Annotated in this window: 18 protein-coding genes; 11 read left to right on the forward strand and 7 right to left on the reverse strand. The window is 45.0% G+C overall.

Annotation, left to right across the window (positions count from 1 at the left end; all coding sequences use genetic code 11):
- Positions 1–66 precede the first annotated feature (66 nt).
- Together MH117_RS24250 and MH117_RS24255 are read right to left on the reverse strand one after the other, a co-directional pair.
- Positions 67–1,068 carry an NAD(P)/FAD-dependent oxidoreductase gene (locus MH117_RS24250; protein WP_275444813.1) on the reverse strand — a complete coding sequence of 334 codons (1,002 nt, stop codon included), beginning with the start codon at positions 1,066–1,068 and terminating at the stop codon, positions 67–69.
- A gap of 242 nt (positions 1,069–1,310) precedes the next feature.
- Entirely contained in the window at positions 1,311–2,360 is a 1,050-nt protein-coding gene (locus tag MH117_RS24255) for a YeiH family protein (protein WP_239333339.1), read from the reverse strand.
- A 183-nt stretch (positions 2,361–2,543) separates the two neighbouring features.
- On the opposite strand from MH117_RS24255, the gene MH117_RS24260 reads away from it, so the two are divergent.
- The 3 genes from MH117_RS24260 (at position 2,544) to MH117_RS24270 (ending at position 5,294) form a co-directional block, all read left to right on the forward strand.
- Positions 2,544–3,428, forward strand: a complete 885-nt coding sequence (locus MH117_RS24260; RefSeq protein ID WP_239333425.1) for a LysR substrate-binding domain-containing protein — start codon at positions 2,544–2,546, stop codon at positions 3,426–3,428.
- Positions 3,429–3,842: 414 nt separating this feature from the next.
- Positions 3,843–5,036 carry an NAD(P)/FAD-dependent oxidoreductase gene (locus tag MH117_RS24265; protein WP_239333341.1) on the forward strand — a complete coding sequence of 398 codons (1,194 nt, stop codon included), beginning with the start codon at positions 3,843–3,845 and terminating at the stop codon, positions 5,034–5,036.
- A 3-nt stretch (positions 5,037–5,039) separates the two neighbouring features.
- A complete protein-coding gene (locus tag MH117_RS24270) occupies positions 5,040–5,294 on the forward strand; it encodes a hypothetical protein (RefSeq protein ID WP_239333343.1) in 255 nt (84 codons plus the stop codon).
- A gap of 122 nt (positions 5,295–5,416) precedes the next feature.
- Here MH117_RS24270 and hemQ read toward each other — a convergent pair whose 3' ends face one another.
- Positions 5,417–6,166 (reverse strand): hydrogen peroxide-dependent heme synthase, encoded by a 750-nt coding sequence (gene hemQ, locus MH117_RS24275; protein ID WP_028546920.1) that lies wholly within the window; start codon positions 6,164–6,166, stop codon positions 5,417–5,419.
- 212 nt (positions 6,167–6,378) lie between these two features.
- Between hemQ and MH117_RS24280 the strand changes: the two genes are divergently transcribed.
- The 6 genes from MH117_RS24280 to dnaI all read left to right on the forward strand — a co-directional run bounded on the left by MH117_RS24280 (position 6,379) and on the right by dnaI (position 12,924).
- Positions 6,379–6,696: a YuiB family protein gene (locus MH117_RS24280; protein WP_239333345.1), complete on the forward strand. Its 318-nt coding sequence runs from the start codon at positions 6,379–6,381 to the stop codon at positions 6,694–6,696.
- A 293-nt stretch (positions 6,697–6,989) separates the two neighbouring features.
- Positions 6,990–7,418: a DUF4259 domain-containing protein gene (locus MH117_RS24285; RefSeq protein WP_239333347.1), complete on the forward strand. Its 429-nt coding sequence runs from the start codon at positions 6,990–6,992 to the stop codon at positions 7,416–7,418.
- Between the two features lie 392 nt (positions 7,419–7,810).
- Positions 7,811–9,547: an ABC-F family ATP-binding cassette domain-containing protein gene (locus MH117_RS24290; protein WP_239333349.1), complete on the forward strand. Its 1,737-nt coding sequence runs from the start codon at positions 7,811–7,813 to the stop codon at positions 9,545–9,547.
- A 138-nt stretch (positions 9,548–9,685) separates the two neighbouring features.
- Complete coding sequence (locus MH117_RS24295) at positions 9,686–10,216, forward strand: flavodoxin family protein (RefSeq protein ID WP_239333351.1); 531 nt, start codon at positions 9,686–9,688, stop codon at positions 10,214–10,216.
- Positions 10,217–10,349: 133 nt separating this feature from the next.
- Positions 10,350–11,897, forward strand: a complete 1,548-nt coding sequence (locus MH117_RS24300) for a replication initiation and membrane attachment family protein (RefSeq protein ID WP_239333353.1) — start codon at positions 10,350–10,352, stop codon at positions 11,895–11,897.
- Positions 11,898–11,976: 79 nt separating this feature from the next.
- A complete protein-coding gene (gene dnaI / locus MH117_RS24305) occupies positions 11,977–12,924 on the forward strand; it encodes a primosomal protein DnaI (protein ID WP_239333355.1) in 948 nt (315 codons plus the stop codon).
- A 109-nt stretch (positions 12,925–13,033) separates the two neighbouring features.
- On the opposite strand, the gene MH117_RS24310 is transcribed toward dnaI, so the two are convergent.
- A complete protein-coding gene (locus MH117_RS24310; RefSeq protein WP_239333357.1) occupies positions 13,034–13,183 on the reverse strand; it encodes a YqzM family protein in 150 nt (49 codons plus the stop codon).
- A 248-nt stretch (positions 13,184–13,431) separates the two neighbouring features.
- On the opposite strand from MH117_RS24310, the gene trxA reads away from it, so the two are divergent.
- Positions 13,432–13,752 (forward strand): thioredoxin, encoded by a 321-nt coding sequence (gene trxA / locus MH117_RS24315; protein ID WP_239333359.1) that lies wholly within the window; start codon positions 13,432–13,434, stop codon positions 13,750–13,752.
- A gap of 92 nt (positions 13,753–13,844) precedes the next feature.
- Here trxA and MH117_RS24320 read toward each other — a convergent pair whose 3' ends face one another.
- Both MH117_RS24320 and MH117_RS24325 read right to left on the reverse strand, forming a co-directional pair.
- Positions 13,845–14,747, reverse strand: coding sequence for an ABC transporter permease (locus MH117_RS24320; RefSeq protein ID WP_239333361.1), 903 nt, complete (start codon positions 14,745–14,747; stop codon positions 13,845–13,847).
- 4 nt (positions 14,748–14,751) lie between these two features.
- Positions 14,752–15,669 (reverse strand): ABC transporter permease subunit, encoded by a 918-nt coding sequence (locus tag MH117_RS24325; protein ID WP_239333363.1) that lies wholly within the window; start codon positions 15,667–15,669, stop codon positions 14,752–14,754.
- A 502-nt stretch (positions 15,670–16,171) separates the two neighbouring features.
- Here MH117_RS24325 and uvrC point away from each other — a divergent pair.
- Positions 16,172–18,247, forward strand: coding sequence for an excinuclease ABC subunit UvrC (gene uvrC / locus MH117_RS24330; protein WP_239333427.1), 2,076 nt, complete (start codon positions 16,172–16,174; stop codon positions 18,245–18,247).
- Positions 18,248–18,378: 131 nt separating this feature from the next.
- Here the strand turns inward: uvrC and MH117_RS24335 are convergent, their stop codons facing one another.
- Positions 18,379–20,130, reverse strand: a complete 1,752-nt coding sequence (locus MH117_RS24335; RefSeq protein ID WP_239333365.1) for a CPBP family intramembrane glutamic endopeptidase — start codon at positions 20,128–20,130, stop codon at positions 18,379–18,381.
- Positions 20,131–20,176: the final 46 nt, after the last annotated feature.

Raw genomic sequence — 20,176 nt, forward strand, 5'->3', positions numbered from 1 at the left:
TCCAGTATATATAGATATGGAGTAGGATACCCTTTCTTTCCTTGTCTATGTGAGATCCGACAAGGATTATCTCTTCATGCTGCTGCTATGTCCAGGGGACAACTTTGCAGTTGGATCAATGTATACTTTGGCGTTGTTAATCGCGGTAGGTGCTTCACCGAAACCAACGGCAATCAGTTTTAATTTGCCGGGATAAGTGGTGATGTCTCCAGCTGCGAACAAACCTGGAATGTTGGTTTCCATACGCGAGTCAACAACGATAGAGCCATTCTCAATCTCAAGTCCCCATTCAGAAATCGGGCCAAGAGAAGAAACAAAGCCAAAGTTAACAATGACAGCATCGACATCGATATCTGTCGTTTCTTTTGTCTTGACGTCTTCAATCGTGACACGCTCAATCCGATCTTCACCGTGCATATGTGTGATCTCTTTTGGTGTAAGAATTTGCACCTTGGAATTTTGCAATTGCTGTACCGTATGCTCATGCGCGCGGAACTTGTCACGACGATGAATAAGCGTAACCTGTTCTGCAATCGGTTCAAGCATCAGCGCCCAGTCGCATGCGGAATCGCCGCCGCCGCTTATAAGCACTTTCTGGCCTTTGAATTTCTGCAAATCGCTGACAAAATAGTGCAAATTGGCTTTCTCATATGTTGCGGCGCCAGGAAGATCAAGTCGTCTTGGTTCAAATGCGCCTACGCCTGCTGTAATAATAATAGCGCGTGATTGATGTACGCCCTTGTCTGTAGTAACTTCGAACAGACGCTCATCCAGCTTCTTAACATTGGTAACTTTCTCTTCAAGGCGAACGTCAGGATGGAAGTGATCCATCTGTTCTTTCAGAGAATTTACCAGTTCCTGAGCGGTTACCTTCGGAAATCCGGCTACATCATAGATGTATTTTTCAGGGTACAACGCAGCTAATTGTCCTCCTAGCTGCGGCATACTTTCGATCAGGCGTACCGAAGCGTGGCGCATGCCGCCATAAAAGGCTGCAAACATACCAGCGGGGCCGCCGCCGATAATTAATATATCGACAATATCTTGTTGTGTATCAGTAGTATTCAAGGCTGAGCACCTCCAAATGGCATTGTGACTAAAATCATGTTTAAATAGCCCTTAGGCACATACACCATTATAAACCCTACATTCCATAATGGAAACTATGGATGAGAACTATCTTTCAACAATTTCAGCTATATCGTGACAAACCCGACATTTAGTATCATCATTGGCATGCAGCCTGCTAGTGCATACTGCTTCCACACCGTTCCAATACGTGCTGTTTTGCCCGATATACAGTGGATAATCTACATAATCAAAATAGCAGCTAATCCCGCAAGCAGAAGAGAACCAATAAAACAGGCAGCAAACGCCTTAACCCCATGCTGACGAATATCTTCGACACGCATGTTCAGCCCCAGTCCTGCCATCCCCATGCCCAACAGAATATAAGCAAAGTCAACCATACTAGCCGCTGTGCTTGCTTGGACCCATCCGAGGCTGCGAATCGCGGCCGCCGCCAAAAAACCGAACACAAACCAAGGGATCGGCAGAGCAAGCAATTTGGCAGCAAATGATCCTGTTGCAGCTGCTGCAGCTGCTTCATGGCCAACTGTGGTTTTCGCAATCTGGATACGCTTGCTGCGACGTGTTGTCATGACGCCAAGTAGCAGTGCAACTGGAGCTAACAGCGCGACGCGACTCAGCTTAACCATAATGGCAAGATTCACTGCTGCGCTGGTCAGCGGATCGGTAGCCGCTACGACATGAGCTACTTCGTGCAGTGTTGCGCCAGCAAATCGTCCGTATTGTGATGCGTCCCAAGGGAGCATTGGAAATACTAAGGCATATAACATAGTAAATAACGTGCCCATCACACAAACTATAGCTACGGCCGTTCCTGTCTTGGCACGATCAGCATCAAGTTGGGGCGCAACGGCTACTACGGCGGCTGCTCCGCAGATACCGGTACCGCAGGCAACCAGCATGGCCAGGTCATGATCAATGCCGAACCATCGGGAGATTGCATATACGACAAAGATGCCAAATAATAAACAAGCGGCAGCTAGCCAAAGCACGGAAGAGCCCGCGCTTGCAAGGTCCTGCCAGTTAAGACGCAGGCCCATCAGAATGATGCCTAAACGGAGCACCTTTTGGGCTGCAAAACGAATGCCGCTTTCCGTGCTGTGTGGCAGTGGAAGCCAGTGCCGCCATGCCATTCCTAATAGGATGGCAATGACTAATGGACCTAACATATGAAGGCCTGGAAGCTTGCCAATATAGCGAGCTGCCAAAGATAAGATAAGGGCTAGCACGATACCATATATAAATCCGTAACGTTTGATATTGGGATACATGGGGATCTCCTTTCTCTAGGTGCAAGGGGTATAAAATGATTTAACTTATAAGTTCACTATATTTTGTTTTAATCATAAATGGAAATTGATAATATTGAACATAATCATCAATTATATCTATGATAAAATGCATGATAGTGGATATGAAAGGGAACGATAACGATTGGAGGCACCATTCAGGTGATGGATTTAGAGTTGCTTAAAATGTTTATTACTGTCGCAGAACAGCGGCATTTCTCAAGGGCTGCGGAACTGCTCCATTTGACACAGCCTACTGTCAGTATGCGTATTCGTCAACTTGAACAGCAGCTTAACGTCGGCTTGCTGGAACGATCGCCAAAGAAGGTCTCTTTGACTCCTGCTGGGCATCTATTCGTAGAACGGGCACGAGAGTGTGTACGCATTATGGAACAAACGCGCATAGACATTCAACGATTAAGCGAAGAGATTACGGGCGAGCTGTGTATAGGTGCCAGCTATTCAATTGGCGAGTATGTGCTGCCACGGCTTATTGCCCAATTTAGTGAGATGTACCCGCAAGTGCAGATTCGAGTAAGTATTCACAATACGCATGATATTGTACAGGAAGTATACCAGCAGCAATTACACGGCGGATTGGTGGAAGGACGAGTCAAACACAAGGAAATGCAAATGCGGGTATTTGCTGAAGATGAATTGATTTTGGTGGTGGCACCAAGTCATCCGCTTGCCATATTTCAAAGTGTACAGATTGATCAGCTTCAAGAGCAGGTTTGGGTGCTGAGGGAGACAGGTTCTGGGACACGTTCTTTTAGCGAAGAGTTTATGGCTGACTATGATTTATCAATGAAACGAAGCTTTGAAATAAGCAGCAATCAAGGAGTAAAAGAAGCGGTTCGTGCCGGACTGGGCTTGTCTTTGTTATCGCGGCATGTTGTACAAAGAGAGGTGGATGCAGGACAATTAAGAGAACTTACTCTGATTGGATCGCGATTTGTACGTCCATTGTCTATCGTACAAAGAAGAGATATTGTTCCTGTTCTTGCATGGGAGCAGTTTCTCAATTTAGTTATATCTTGCGATATTTAGCGTAGTTTTACAAAATACCAAAAGTAAATCGCTTTAATTTTAAGAACATTGGAAAATGGGCTTGAATTTTAGGCTGAAAATAGCTATGATTGCAGTTGAATTGCATAATTGTGTGCAATGATGTCGATCATGGTCTAGTACGTGTCGATAGATGTCACAAATCCAAACGTTCAGAACGTAACATTTATATATTAAGGAATTCGACGATGGGTTGTAAGTGACTTTTGTAACTGAACTTAACAGGATGATGTGATCTGAACTGCAAGTCACCTTAAAAGTGGATCACATAATAAGTTGACTACATTTCCAGAACGTTTGCACATTTTTGTGGTGTTTTTCACACACACAAAGTTTAATGAGGTACAAACATATAGAATAAAAGCAGGATTCAGGTTGGAAGGAGCAGAAATAAAAATGAGTAATATTCCAAAAATTGTTATTTTAGGCGCGGGCTATGGGGGCATTATGACGGCTCAACGCTTGCAGAAAGAATTGAACTACAACGAGGCAGACGTAACATTGGTTAACAAGCACGACTACCACTACTTTACTACGCATCTCCACATGCCAGCAGCAGGTACAGATACACTCGACAATGCTCACGTATCCATTTCCAAGCTAATTGACGAATTTAAGATTGACTTTGTGAAATCGACAGTTAAAGAAATCCGCACACAAGAGAAGAAGGTTATTCTTGAAGACGGAACTTTGTCTTACGATTATCTCGTAATCGGCTTGGGCGGCGAGACTGAGACATTTGGTATTCCAGGCTTGGCTGAATATGCGATGAGCATCCGCAGCATCAACTCTGTACGCGCTATTCGCGAACATATTGAACAACAGTTTGCTCAATACAAGCAAGACAAGCGTGAAGACCGCTTGAACTTAGTAGTAGGCGGAGCAGGCTTTACAGGAATCGAGTTCGTCGGTGAATTGACAGACCGCATTCCACAGTTGTGCCGCACACACAGCATTGATCCTTCACTTGTGAAGATTTACAACATTGAAGCTGCTCCGACTGCACTTCCAGGCTTCGATCCTGAGTTGGTTGATTATGCGATGAAGTTGTTGGCCAAGAAAGGGGTAACATTTAAGATTGCAACTGCAATTAAGGAATGTACGCCTGAAGGTGTCATTCTGGCAACTGGCGAAGAAATTAAGGCAGCTACAATTGTATGGACAGGCGGTATCCGTGGCAGCCGTCTCATCGAACAAGCAGGCTTCGAATCGATGCGTGCACGTGTTAAAGTCGATGAGTTCTTGCGTGTGCCAGGCCAAGATAATATCTTTATTATCGGCGATAACTCGCTGATGATTAATCCGGAAAATGAGCGTCCATTCCCGCCGACAGCACAGATGGCAATGCAGCAAGGCCCTGTCGCTGCCAGCAATATCGTGGCTTCGATCCGCAACCAGCCATTAAAGAAGTTTGCATACCAAAATAAAGGTACTGTTGCTTCTTTGGGTAAAGGCGAAGCAATCGGCGTAGTAGGAAGCAAGAAGCTCAAAGGTTTCTGGGCAGCTCAGCTTAAGAAAGTAATCGACATCCGCTGGTTGTTTATTATCGGCGGCGTATCGCTTGCTATGCGCAAAGGGAAGTTCTTCTAAGTCATGAGACACTGCAGCGTACAAGTCAGAGGGCTGCTGACGCGTGATGAGCTGGATCGTTATAACGCATTAATGGAGGTGGGTTCCTATTTGGAATCACAGACTCGTTATGATTTGGCGTATACGGTACAGCAAGAAGTGGACCTTTTGATTCAACCTGCGATTGAACGGTTGAAGGACAAAAGCCGCGCACGCGACAAAATGACGGAGGAATATCTTGCATCGCTTCGTAATGACAGCGCTGAGGATGATAGTTAGTCATTAAAGACAATGGGTGGGCAGAGGATTATCACTGCCTACCCATTTTTTTGTTTCATAGGTTTTATCATTAAAGAAAGGGTGTATCCCTGGACTTCAGGAATACACCCCTTTAAATCATACTATTTTAACATCGTACTCAATTCGCTTGGCGTAAGACGGTTGCCGACAAAGAACGAACCGAACTCGCCAAAACGAGCACTAACCTCGTCGAAACGCATTTCATATACAAGTTTCTTGAATTGAAGCGGATCGTCACTGAACAGCGTAACGCCCCATTCCCAATCATCAAATCCAACAGAACCTGTAATAATCTGTTTGACCTTGCCAGCATAGCTGCGGCCAATCATGCCATGGCTGCGCATCATAGTACGGCGATCTTCCATGGAGAGCATGTACCAGTTATCTTGTAAGTCTCGCTTCTTGTTCATTGGATAGAAGCAGAGATGCTTAGCCTTTGGCAGCACGGGCTTCAGACGAGCGATAACCTCAGGGTTGTCCATCGGATCTTCGTTGGAGCCGGGCTTAGCCAAATAATTGCTTAATTCAACTACGCTAACGTAAGAGTAGGTAGGAATCGTAAAGCGGGCGAAAGCAGATTTATTAAATTGAACTTCAAGCGCATTCAGTTCCTCGAGCGTCTCGCGCAAATGGAACATCACAAAATCGGCTTTTTGGCCTAGAATGCTGTATACAGCTGTGCTGCCTTGATTGTCATTCTCTGTCTGCGTCCATTGTTCCCACAGGCTGTGCAGTTCATCGAGTGCGTGTGCGCGTTCTTCATCGTCAGCCTTGTTCCAAAGTGCCCAGTTCATGGTGCGGAAATCGTGCAGGGCATACCAGCCTTCAAGCGTTAACGCCGCTTCATTCATATATAAGCCTCCAATGTGCTGTAATGGATAACTATACTAATTTGCTCATTCTCTAACATTGTATCTTATTTCACTTTGAGTGAGCAACTTGATGTGCGAAATGTCACTGAATGTTCGTTGATTTTTGCAGGTTATGGAAGTAAACTAGGACTAGTCAATAGGAAAATGTTGATAAATGAGGAAAGTTTGCGACATACATAGTGAGATGTCATATGCGCAAGGGGGCTTGTGTAGTGGAAGGGTTAATCATGGTATTTATATTAATGGTACTGTTTTTTGTGATGATGTTTGGCATAGGCTTTATTCTGAACATGCTGATGAAGACCACATGGTTCCCCGTAGGTGTGTATATTGTCATCATCTTACCTGCGACTGTAATTATGCAGTGGAACCAAAATGAGACGTTTGCCGGTAACTTGTTCAGTTATGGACTTGTGGACTATTTAACGGCTTTAGCGGGGGTACTAGGTGCGATCATAAGTGGCAAGACCATTCATTTTTTGCGGAAGAGCGGATATCAGATGTTCTAATTTTGAGATCTTTACGCTGCAGAACATAGTTGCAAATAAAGATCGCAAACGTTATTTCTTTTGAGTTGGATAAACGAGTGTTGAGGAAACCACGCATTTTTACCTGTGAAAGTGGACTTCATAACTCGTTTTCTTTGTCTAAGATCAGAAGCAATCAGAGCAAGATTTTCGTTCGAGTAAGGTGGCTGATATCACGCACACAATTCGAACTGCTAAACAGGTCGGAGACAATGAACCTTTGAATCAACAACGGTTGCGGTAGTAAGGGACATTACTGGGGAGGTATTTTGATAATGGGAGCATGGGACACAGGCATATTTGATAACGATGGAGCTGGAGATTGCTTAATAGCGATACAACATAATCCTGCCTCTATCCAAGAACAAGTACAATATATACAGAATACTTGGCTTGAAGAAAAATATATGGAAGTGGACGAGGGGTCATCTATTCTTGCGCTTGGCGAGCTTGTTTTGATCGCTTATGGCATTCAACCTACTCACCCGCTTACAGCGGATATTGATCTGGAGGCCATTAAGTCACAGTTAACACAGGAAATATTATCACAGATTACCCAGTTGATCCGGGTTGCTTTAAATGTGGATAACACGGGAGCTTCGGAAATTTATGAGCTGTGGGCAGAAGCTGATACTGCTGATTTTGCTGCATGGAAGCATACAGGTAATAATGTATTAGCTAAGCTGGAACAGATCAATCTATAGGGGAAAGTTGTACATCAGCGCCTTATTTAAGTTCTGACTTGAACTGAATAAGCTGTTGTGTATAATATATTATTGTAGGTAATTTATTCTGATGAAAGGCAAGGTACGAGGCTGATGAATAACTAATTCGATCTTAATGCATCATTTTGACACACGTATAAATCAAAATGAACGTTCTGAGAGGATTAGTCTGTCTATTTTCAGTGATTCGTACAGTGCCCTATGCTTTTTAACTGGTTTCCTTCGCATTAGAGGAATCCTTGTTTAAGCAGAGCTGTTGCCATGTTTATTTGCGTATCTGCGCATGAGCAGGGCAATATTGTGCCAACCTGACTTGTAATGATGACAAGACATATAGTCCTCTCTAGGAATGTTCCTAGGGAGGTTTTTTTATGACTTTATTGATAGAAGCAAGACAACTGCGTATAGGATTTGGCGACCGCATTCTATTTGAGAATGATGAGATATTAAAGCTATATGAGGGGGAATGTATCGGGATCGTTGGCGTTAATGGTGCTGGAAAGAGTTCGCTGCTGCGCGTGATGAGCGGTGAACTGGAGCCGGAACAGGGAAGTGTGATCAGATACGGCAGCTGCAGCGTTGTTACTCAATGGGATGATCGTTCGATTGGGGAGGCGTCGCCTGAACTGGATCGTTTGAGCGGAGGAGAATGGACTAAACATAAGCTAAAGCTTCTTTATCAAAGTAAGGCACCAATCTGGTTTCTGGATGAACCAACAAGCCATCTTGATGTGCAAGCGATTGAGGAGATGGAGCGCATGGTGAAGAAACATCGTGGATTGGTCGTTATTATTTCCCATGATCGTATGTGTCTTAATCGTGTATGCACAAAAATATGGGAAGTGGAAAACAAACAGCTTTATTCCTATGCAGGAAGACGTCCAGGTGCTTATGAAGCTTACCGACAAGAAAAATCGCGGCTGTACAAGGAGCAGCTGCATGCGTATGAGCGCAACGAAGAGGAGAAGAGCCGACTATTAGAAGCAATGGTTGATAAGAAAGAACATGCAAAGCGAGTCGGCAAGGCTCCAAATACGAATAGACTGACAAGCAAGGAGATTCGTAGCGCCAAGCCACATTTTAATCGCAAACAAGCCAAAGTTGATAAAACCGTCAAAGCTTTGGAGCAACGAATTGCTCAGCTCCCTCAGCTTGAACGTCCTTACGAACAGCCAGAGCTAATATTTGATTTAGCGTTCCATGAAGCGATACACAGCAAAATTGTTATCGAGGCCCGAGAACTTGCCATTGGCATAGAGAATACGGAGAGAACGTTGGTCCAGCCAAGTTCCTTTAGGATTAGGCCAGGCATGCGAATAGCCATAACAGGTCCGAATGGGGCAGGCAAGACATCGCTTATCCGCGTTCTGCACGATACGTATAAGCGCGTTAGGCTTGACGGGGATAAGCAGCGTGCGGCCTATCTGACTGCGGCTGAAGGTTTGCAGTTAGATGGCGAGCTGCAGTATGCGCCCAAAGTAAACATCGCTTACTTTGATCAGCTTTTGCTAGGACTAGATGCCGAAGCAAATGCAGTCCAGAATGTGCTTACTTCCAGCCGTTATCCAGAACATATGGTAAGAACGGCTTTAGCTAGATTAAATCTGGCAGGAAATCGGGCGCTCCAGCCGCTTTCCTACCTGAGCGGTGGTGAGCGGGTGAAGGTACTGCTGGTAAAGCTATTTTTAAGTGAAGCCAACCTGCTCATCCTAGATGAACCTACTAATTATTTGGATATGGAAGCATGTGAACAATTAGAGGTACTGTTGAAACAGTATCCTGGAACATTAATCTTTGTGTCGCATGACCGTATGTTTACGTCTGAGGTAGCTACACATGAGTTGCGTCTAGATGGTGGTTCACTGCACATCATGGCTTGGGGGGAAACCCATCAGGACCCGATTCTCAGTAACAATTCCACTCTCAATTCCTCTGCAGCCGACAACAGAGACAGCTGCCTGACTGCGGAGGATCGAATGAGATTCGAACTCGAATGGTCCAGTCTACTGGCTCGTCTATCAGCGACGCACGTAGAAGAAGAGAAGAAGGAGTTGGAACGGCGTTTTCAAGAGATGCTCGAATTTCGGAAAACTTACGGTATCGGTTAGGTCAGATTAAGCGCTAGCGGGCTCTAATTAGCCAATTCAGGGTTATTGTGGGCGTTTAACGATATGCTTACTCGGTTGTTGCAGCTTGCTATTTTAGCTATGATGACTAGTAATCATAATCGGATAAGGAGGATATGCATGTTCATTATTCAAGGAAGCTCACGTGAAGGCGGAAATACAGAACAGCTTACAGAACGGATAACGCAAGGGATTGAAGTGGAAACGGTTCGCCTGCGGGATTATAAAATTATGCCAATTGTAGATGAAAGGCATGCTTCAGAAGGCTTTCAGGCAGTTGAGGATGATATGAATCAAATTGTTGAGGCTATGCTGAATCATGATACGCTGCTGCTAGCGACGCCATTATATTGGTATGGCATGTCAGGACAGATGAAGCTGTTCATCGACCGCTGGTCCCAATGCCTGCGTGACGACTCATTACAATTCAAAGAGCGTATGCAGGGGAAAAAGGTGTACGTTGTTATTGTAGGCGGACCTAAGGCAAAATTAACAGCTTTGGCTCTTGTACAGCAGTTCAAACATATTTGTGATTTTATGGGCATGACGTTGGAAGGCTACATTATTGGAAGAGGTACAAAGCCTGGCGAGGTGCTGCATGATGCTGAAGCCATCGCAGAAGCGCATGTGCTGAACACAAGCTGGCGGTAAGCACATGAATAGTTAGCATCATCCAACAAAAGAGCAAACTCGTTCATTACCACCATTTATGACGGACGAGTTTGCTCTATTTATGTTACAATAGTTCCACTATGTTTCGAACGGAAGGAGAAGAGATACTTCGATGCGAATGTCCAATCTGTTTCATTATACCGAGCAACATCGGTATGTCACTTATCGGGAGTTCAGCTTAAGCGAACTAGACCATAAAATGTTATCCCATGTGTACCAACCGATGATAGGTGCTTTCGCTATCAGTTTGTATCATCTTCTCTATCAACATGTGCCTGCTGATCAGGTGGGTTTCTCCGGCATGGATGCTCAGCGTAAGTTGTTCCTGCTGCTTGGAATGGAGCCAAGTGAGAAGGGGCGTTCTTATCTCATAGAACAGACATCCAAGCTTGAAGCAGTAGGCCTGCTTCAGACTTCCCGCCTTATGCTGCCCCAGGCGGAAGATTATATGTTTGAGTATGAACTGCAGCCGCCATTATCGCCGGTACAATTTTTTGATACACAGCATCTTACGCTGCTGTTGCGGGATAAAGTGGGTAAATACATGGTTTTGTCTCTGCGGGAGCAATTTAATACAAAGGAGCCGTTTGCAGAATCACATGCAGATGCGCATCGGGAAAATATCTCAATTCCATTTTATGAATTGTTCCGCCTAAATACACAGGTCATCGATTATGAATTGGAGCAGGCGCTGCAAGAAGTAGCACCAAGTCGAAACCTGACGCAAATGGAGCAGCAAGGTCAGACACCAGAGTTAAATTATTCGGATATCATTACTCGTTTCCCTAAATACTCCTATAATCGTTCTTGCGTGGAGAGGCTGCGTCATGATCGGGAAGGTATGGGTATTATTAATTATGTCGTACGCAAGTTTGAACTGACACCCCAGGAGTTGTGCAGACTTCTTGATGAGGACGGTGTGTTCAGCCCGGATGGCAGGCTGCTGTTGGACGAGCTGCAGCATCGAGCGCATTTGCACTTTAGGCAGAATAAGAAGCGTGAGGAATGGCGTGAACGCGAGCAGCACAAGATTAATCATGTGCAGCAGTCGGCAGAGGCCGCTGCGGACAACGGTGCTCACGTCGAGGAGCCTGAAATAGCCGTACAGATGGAATATTATTTAGAGGTGCCTCCACAATTCGGTGGCAAGTGCGATATTCATCAATATAATATGATGCTGCGAAATACGCCGTACACCCGTTTGCTGGAGAAGTTTTTCCCGGGAGCGGTCCCGGATACGTTTCTGGACATGTTCACCAAGATGGATCTGAATTATAAACTGAAGGATGAAGTCATCAACGTCCTCATCCATTATTTGATGATGATGCTGGCCCAAGGCAGTGGTAATCAACGACTGAACCGTGCATTTGTGGATCAGATCGTCTCGAATATGTTGCTGAAGCAAGTAAAGTCGTACGAAGAAGCGGTGCAATACATTCGCACGCAATCTAATCCAGATCACAGTGGACAAGGTGCACAGAACGGCAGCGGCCGTACAAGCAAGGGCAATCGTACGAATAGTCGATATACGAAGCAGCAGCAGAAGCCGATCATCCCGATTGTACAACCGACAGGGGAAGCATCCCAACTGTCACAAGAGGAAATTGATCGTGCACGCGAACTGGCTCGTCGCTTGGATGCGAATCGAAAGACTAGATAATTTGACCTGTTCATACAGAATTTATAAATGATATAGAAATGTATAACCGCAATGTCAGCTTGGAAAGGAGGTGCCGCTGATGGAATCATTAGGTGACGTGTTAAAGCAGCTTCCATTCCGTGAACGACGGGCGCAAGCAGAGGCGAAGATGAATGAATTGCTGCATCATCCCTTAATCCAGCAATTCAGAGCAGACCATCCTGAATTGGATGACTTTACGCTCAAAACCAGCTTAAATAAGATGTATCAGTATGTAAAAGAGCAGCGTGCCTGTGAGCATTGCCCGGGTCTGGAGAAATGCCCAAATGATTTTGAGGGACATTTTACAAAGCTTACTGTTGTTGATGTAAATGGGCGTTCTTTAATTGAAGATCGTAAAGTGCCTTGTCAGAAACAGCTCACCCATGAGCGGCAGCAGACGGTCCATAACAGAGTTCGTTCATTCTTTGTGGATGAGATGGCACTGAAACAAGGATACTCCGCTCAAGAGATTATGGAACGGGATTATGAGCGAATACCTGCTGTGGCCAGTATAATGGACTATATTGAGGAGACCCATAAAAATGGTATTTCTCCGATTGGTATGTATTTGAGCGGCTCATTTGGTACAGGAAAGACGTTCCTGATGAGTTATATGCTGTATGAGTTGGCGAGAGCGGATTATACGGGTGTTATCGTCTATATGCCGGAGTTTGTCGAGGATCTGAAGTCTATGTTTCAGGAGCCGAAGAAGCTGCGGGATACGCTTGAGATGATGAAGGAGACAGATCTGCTTGTATTTGATGATATTGGGGCAGAAAATATGACGCCATGGATCCGAGATCATGTGCTGGGGTCCATTTTAAATCATCGGATGAACCGCAAGCCTACTTTTTACACTTCAAATTATGATATGGATGCGTTATTTAAGCATTTTAGCTATACCCGTGAAGGTGAGGATGTGTACAAGGCTGAACGCCTTATGGATCGCATACGCCCTTATGTGGAGGTAGTGGCTGTTAATGGCCGTAATAAGCGAGGTTCTTAATTAATCTTTGATGATTGATCTTTAATCTTAATATGACATAACAAAGAAGTCCGTGCCTCTCGTCAAGCAGAGGACCGGACTTCAGCAGTTCATACGGCGTGAGACATGCTTAGGATACGATGAACTTGATAATCACCATTCCGAAAAAGACTACGGTCATAAACCCGAGCATGACGTTAAAGCCTGTAAACACATCAAACAAATCATCTCGCGGCTCTTCCATCACGTGTTCACGAGGATCAATTGATCTCGCTTCCATAGCAAGTCCTCCTAACTGTCTGCGTCTCGTTGCAATGATGCATCTCACAACCAAGACAGGTATTTTAACCCAATTATCGTCTCTAGTATAGCGAATGTGGCAATGATTTGTAAAGATTAGGCTTGACAATCATGTGACAAAATATAAACAAAATTCATCATGTGCTTTCGCATAATAAGATGAGTTGTGGTATACTTTAGTTGTTGACTCTAAAAAAAAGTAACTGACTATAAAGGAGGAACCTACTCATGGCAATAGTAAATGTATCTGACCAATCCTTCAACACAGACGTAGAATCATCCCAAGGCGTCGTATTGGTTGATTTCTGGGCACCTTGGTGTGGTCCTTGTAAGGCAATCGCTCCAATCCTGGAAGAATTGGATGGCGAAGTATCTGGACAAGCTACAATCGCAAAAGTGAACGTGGATGAGAATCCAGAATCCGCTTCTCGCTTTGGCGTGATGAGCATCCCGACTATTATCGTCTTCAAAGACGGCCAACCTGTTGATAAGGTTGTTGGCTTGAATTCCAAAGACGCATTAAAGAGCTTAGTCGCTAAGCACCAATAAGTTTAACTAAGCAAGCCCTCCCGTAATGGGAGGGCTTTTTTTGTGCTGATTGCTTTCTCGCAGCAGTGAGCGCAGCTGACGAAATTATGCATTTATAAATAATTGTGTATGCGTCGATTAAAATGTCTTCTAATGCCTTCACCAAGTACGTTAAACGTCAAAATCGTAAACATAATGGCAAGAGCAGGATAGAAGATGTAGGTGAACTTGCTGACGTAAATATCAGCGCGCATCGAAGCAAGCAATGACATCCAATTGTTGCTCGTATTCATCAATATCATAGACATTTCGTTTACCTCCACCCACTCTTGCGAAAGAAATATGCTTAGCACACCTAATTGACCGATTAGGAGCGTTACTTTGCCTAAGTCTACGCAGAAATTAACGACGATTTCAGGGATCATAGTCGGGATGAAGTAACTTCTCGTTAGCCGCCATGGACTAAGTCCTAAAGCATGGCCTGCTTCAACAAATGGCTCCCGAGAAATTTGATGGGTCTGCTGTTGAATAAGATAGGCGACACGTCCAACTTCGATAGCAGCCAATATGAGAATAACCCAAAGCAACCGCCATGAAGCAAACAGTAGGAAGGGAAGACTAAGTAATAAAATAGCAGAGAATAATGTAGGCAAATAGGAAAATAGTTGATTCCATACTGTCAGAATGCTGTTCGCGACCCCGCTCTTTCGGTATGCTGAGAGCCCAAGCGGGACTGCGATCATATATCTTAAAGCGGTGATGGAGAAAATAATAAGCAGCGTTTCCTTGGTGCCCATAATAATTTTGCTTAGATTGTCGACCCCGTCTTTGTCAGAACCAAGCAAGTTCTTGCTTGAAGGCTCATATGGAGGGAGAATTAGGCGCTCATCTTGGGACCACCTGTGTTTCTCAGGTGTTAACGTCTGATCGATAAATGGTAAGTACTGTCCTGCAAACATGACAAATACGAGTAAAGCAAACATGATGCCGCCAATCCACAATGTAATATTTTTCAATGTGCTATAGCCCCTTCCTTGGGTCCAAGTAGATTCTGGACATCTGACTGATCCATTGCACAAGCAAGAGCAGGAACATAAAACAGAAGCAGATGCCAATAATGACCCCAGGCTCATAATTTTGTCCGGTTCCGTATGAAATGCTGTAGTCCATAGCCAAAAATAGGCGGAGCGCTGCTCCAGGATAGTTCATAAAATACTCAACCATCAACAAATTGGACAAAATATATACAAATAAGGAAGACAAGTGCGATAAAATACTGCCGACACAATTCGCGAGCATATGTTTATATAAGACCAGCACACGCGTTAATCCCTTTGCACGCGCTACTTTGATGTACAATTGCCCCTCCTGAGATGCCAGCGAGGCACTGGTAATACGTGCAATATAAACAAGTGGATAAACGGATACCAGCAAAGAAGGCAACAAAAAAGCGGTCCATCCCTCCAGTGCGAATATACGAAGCGAAGGCACGTAGCGGATCAGCAGCCATTGTATCAATAGCAGCAGCAGAAAATCAGGGATAGATTGAAACAGCCAGGTAGTCCAATTGCCAAAAAAACCGATCTTTCTTCTTGATCCTTGATAGTCAAGGATACCCTTTAATATGCCAAGCACAAAGCTAATTGTAAACGCTGTTACGATGATGATCAGGCTGAAGGACATGGAGCGTAATACGGCTGCACCAGCGGTTTCATCGTTATGACGGGTCATACCGAGACTGTGATCTTTAACTACACCTTTAAAAAATTCGCTAATATTGTTCCAATACACATCCCAGCTGAATTGATATTCAGCCATTACTTTATAGCGTTCTACTGTAATGTCCAACTGTCTTGGAAATAATACGATCAGAATAATAAGTATCATAGCAACGATGCCAATAACAAACGATCTAAGCAATTGTGAGCGAGAACTCATGGTGGCCTCCTAAATTATACTAATTCATATTACGTTAGTATTATCATATAATGATTAGCTTGTCTAGAAAAATGTTCCTATTTGGATCTAACATGAGATCTACATCAAATGTTATTTTTTATAAAATGTATTGGCTTTTGATTAGAATGGAGCAGATCCAATAGTTGTCACAGAGAAATGTAGTTGAATCCAGAAGCTAGTAGAAAAGGTTGCAACATGCAGTGTATCGATTGATTTTCCGTGATTTCCATGGTTAAGATTAGCTCTGGCAAGGGCTTTCTCTTCTGCTTGTGCTCGTATACAATAAGAGGAGGGGAACAAAAAAGCGAACACATGGAAAGGAGGGACCCGGTTGAAGCATGAGGATAGATCGCCTCATCAGGACAAGGAAGGCCGAGAGAACGAGACAGACAAGAGTGCCTATGGGCAATCACAACGCTGGAAAGAACGTTGGAACGAACGTTATGCCCCGGAACAGCAGGCTGTGCTGACAGCAGAAGAGATGGATGCGCGTGAGCGTGCTTTGGAGCGGATACGCAACAAGTTGGCGCTGCTGCCTGATCTGCCTGGCTGCTATTTGATGAAGAACAGCGAAGGTACGATTATTTATGTGGGCAAGGCCAAAGTGCTCAAGAACCGAGTCCGTTCCTATTTTACTGGCAGCCACGACGGCAAGACGCAGCGGCTTGTCTCCGAGATACGCGACTTTGAATATATTGTTACAGGCAGCAACATGGAATCGCTTATTCTGGAATGTAATCTGATTAAACAGCATCATCCGCGTTATAACGTATTACTTAAGGATGATAAGAGCTTCCCATATATTAAAATAACGAACGAACAGCACCCGAGACTGGAAGTAACTCGGCGTGTTTTGAAGGACAAGGCCAAGTATTTTGGGCCCTACCCGAATGCATTTGCGGCGCAGCAGACGAAGAAGCTGCTCGATAGATTGTATCCCTTGCGCAAGTGCCGCACGATACCGGATCGGGTGTGCCTCTATTACCACATTGGTCAGTGTCTGGCGCCTTGTGAATACGAGGTTACAGCAAGTGACTATGAGGTAATGACGCAGGAGATCGCCAAGTTTCTGAATGGTGGACATGAAGAGATTAAGAAAGAGCTGCGGCGCAAGATGGAAGAAGCGGCAGAGGAGCTGCAATTCGAACGGGCGAAAGAATACCGCGATCAGTTATTGGCGATTGAAGCGATTATGGAAAAACAAAAAATTAATACGGCAGATCAGATGGATCGCGACGTGTTTGGATTTGCAGTGGATAAAGGGTGGATGTGCGTCCAGATTTTATACGCGCGGCAAGGCAAGATGATAGAGCGTCATGCGACCAAGTTTCCTTATTACGGCCATGCATATGATGATTTTATAACATTTGTAACACAGTACTACAGTGACAATCCTGCACTTCCGAGGGCGATATTGCTGCCGGATGAGACGGAATGGGTAACGGAAGAATCAGGTTGGGATGCGGATACAAGCGAATTGCTGACCGCCCAGGCTGATGTACACGGTGATACGCTGCCTCATGTCGGCTCTACATTGCTCACGGATAAGCAGGAAGCTGATCACGATGAAGCAGATGAGGTCGATGAGGCTGCACCACCAATGAAGTCCAGCGCAGAGGCGCTGCACCAATGGTTAAAAGTGAAGGTTCTTGTGCCGAAACGCGGCTTAAAGAAGCAGATGGTGAAGATGGCGATGGATAATGCACGTGTTGCGCTGGAGGAGAAGTTCAAACTTCTGGAACGTGATGAGGAACGGACAGCGTGTGCGGCAGAACGTCTTGGCGAGGCACTTGGAATCAGATCGGCGCATCGTATCGAGGCCTTTGATAATTCGAACATTCAAGGCTCTGACCCTGTATCCGCGATGGTTGTCTTTATTGACGGCAAGCCTGCCAAGAAAGAATATCGGAAGTACAAGGTGCGCACAGTGCAAGGGCCGGATGATTATGAGACGATGCGTGAAGTGATACGCAGACGGTACGAGCGTGTGCTGAAGGAAGGCTTGGAGCAGCCTGATCTGATTGTTGTTGACGGTGGTAAAGGACAGATGGCGGTAGCTATCGATGTATTGGAGAATGAACTGGGACTATACATTCCGGTATGCGGTCTGGTTAAAGATACAAAGCATAAGACAGCGCAATTGATGGCCGGGGATCCTGCACAGGTTGTGCCGCTCGGCAGAGATAGCAAGGAGTTTTATTTATTGCAGCGGGTACAGGAGGAAGTGCATCGCTTTGCAATTACGTTTCATCGGGAGCAGCGCGGCAAGTCGATGGTTGTTTCTGCACTTGACTCCATACCAGGTATTGGTGAAAAGCGGCGGAAAGCGCTGCTGAAGCACTTCGGCTCTTTGAAGAAGATTCGTGAGGCTGAGATAGAAGATTTTCGTCAAGTGGGGATAGGCGAGCAGTTGGCACGTACGATCTTATCCCATTTACGGGAGGATGATGATCAGGATGCAGCCCAAGAATCCGAGCTGGAAGTAGAGAAGCTGTCAGATTACGATGAGAGCGAACCTGAACTTGGGACAGATTCAGCGAATATGCCAGCAGAATAGGCATTACAGTTGCAACAGCTAGATCCTTCAACGCTATAACTGAAGCAAGCAAGATCATAAATCACCACAATAAGAGGCCAAAAAAATGAAGCATGGTAGTTCATTTTTTTGGCCTCTTATACATATTTCAGTTAGGAGACAGGCTCGTGCGACGGTCTTATTTTTAGAGTCTTATGCCGATGAAGCGTGTTAATCCCATAGACAACAGCCATGGGGAGCAGCAAGTAGAAAGTGCCTATCACGATGCCAGACCAACTGCCATCAATCCAATAAGGGATCACCATCAATATAGTATCTAACATGAGATGAGCGACTACTGCGCTCCAGAAACCATAACGCACCATAATCCATACAAACAGGAAACCGATAATCATCAATTCCAACGGACGGGAGTAGTACGGATAGATCGGATAAGTCACATGACCAGCAGCCCACACAAAAGTAGGAATAATAGCTGCAACCCATGTATTACGCAGAAATTTGCGGAACAATCCCACTGCAAACAACCGGAAAAAGCCTTCTTCTGAAATGGCGGCTACCCACGCTACTAAAGGATACAAAAACATGTAACTTAGATTGAGTGGAGAGCTTGAAGCGTCTGTAGAGGACCAAGCCTTCATACCCAGTTCCAGCCCTGTGTAAATAATACTTTGCGTGCCCAGCAACACACCCGTGAATGCCAGGCCAACCCAGAAAGAACGCACAAGCTGTCGCCCGAAATCGGCGTCGCTCCATGAGATCACAACCTGCTTGTGCTGACTCACGTCCCAGCATGAACGCCCAACGATCAAGGCGAGGTATAACGTAATACCGGCTTGAACGAATAGAAAAAGCGATTGTATGGTAATGGTCATCTGCAAGCGATCATACCCGATTGGCTCCAGTCGATCAGCCATAATAGTACCTGGTATCACGTTCCAGCCATGCAGAATAGAGATCAGGCACGACAAGGCAGCCAACGTCAGCATCGTTCTGGATCTAAAGCGAATACGCTTGCGATATATAAGGGCCATTATGCAGGCGGCAGCTGCAAATATTACCGACATTAGTACATAACCAATGGAGGAGATCTGCTCAGCAGTGCTCTTTTGCTCTTGCATAAGCTGTGTATAAGCTTCAGGTAATGTCCAAATGGATTGAGCCTGGCTGATCTTGCCATTTTGCCACCACACAACAACTTCCAGTTTGGCATCGCCGACCTGCCCATTCTTGACAGTATAGCGAATTTCATTCGATAATTGCTCGGATTTGCGGGCAAGCTGTGCAGGTGTGTAGCCAAGCTGTAGTACAGCTTCATCTGAATGGGCTAACATGTAAGCCCGATCTGGATTAGGTTGTTCCACTTCGGATGTAGTGGAGCTATTGTCGGCATCAATGGTATCGGACAACACTTGTTGATAGCCGACGATCTGTCCAGTGCGCATATGGATGTCGATTGTCACGAGCTCACGCTTGTGTTGTAGGGGGGCTTCTTTGTCGAAAAAGACCCGATAAATATCATATGGCGCTGCCTTTTCCCAACGATTATACGCAGTATGCAGCTCATATTTACTTAAGTAGCCAGACAGGAGATCATTGGTATAATATATGGCACCTTTTTTGAATTGAGCGGATGATGGAATGGATGAGCCTTTGCTCGTGTTAGAGAAACTGGGCGTTGCTGAAAATATAGCCGAGGTGTAAGCGACTTCCGCGCGGCGGATAGCTTCATCTTTGGTTAACATAGGAGTAAGCTGCTCTGTATTTGAACTGGACAAAAATGGAATGATAACTTGAATGACTAAGAATAATAAGAATCCCGCAACTGCTGCGCCAATGAGCGCCTTGGATGCACCCTGCCCATATCTTTGGTTGCCAGCAGTAGAATTGTATGTAAATTTCAAGGGAATCCCCCTTCAATCTTAAATTTGAAATACGATAAAGACAGTT

It is taken from the genome of Paenibacillus sp. ACRRX, assembly GCF_022346885.1.
Taxonomy (GTDB): domain Bacteria; phylum Bacillota; class Bacilli; order Paenibacillales; family Paenibacillaceae; genus Paenibacillus_B.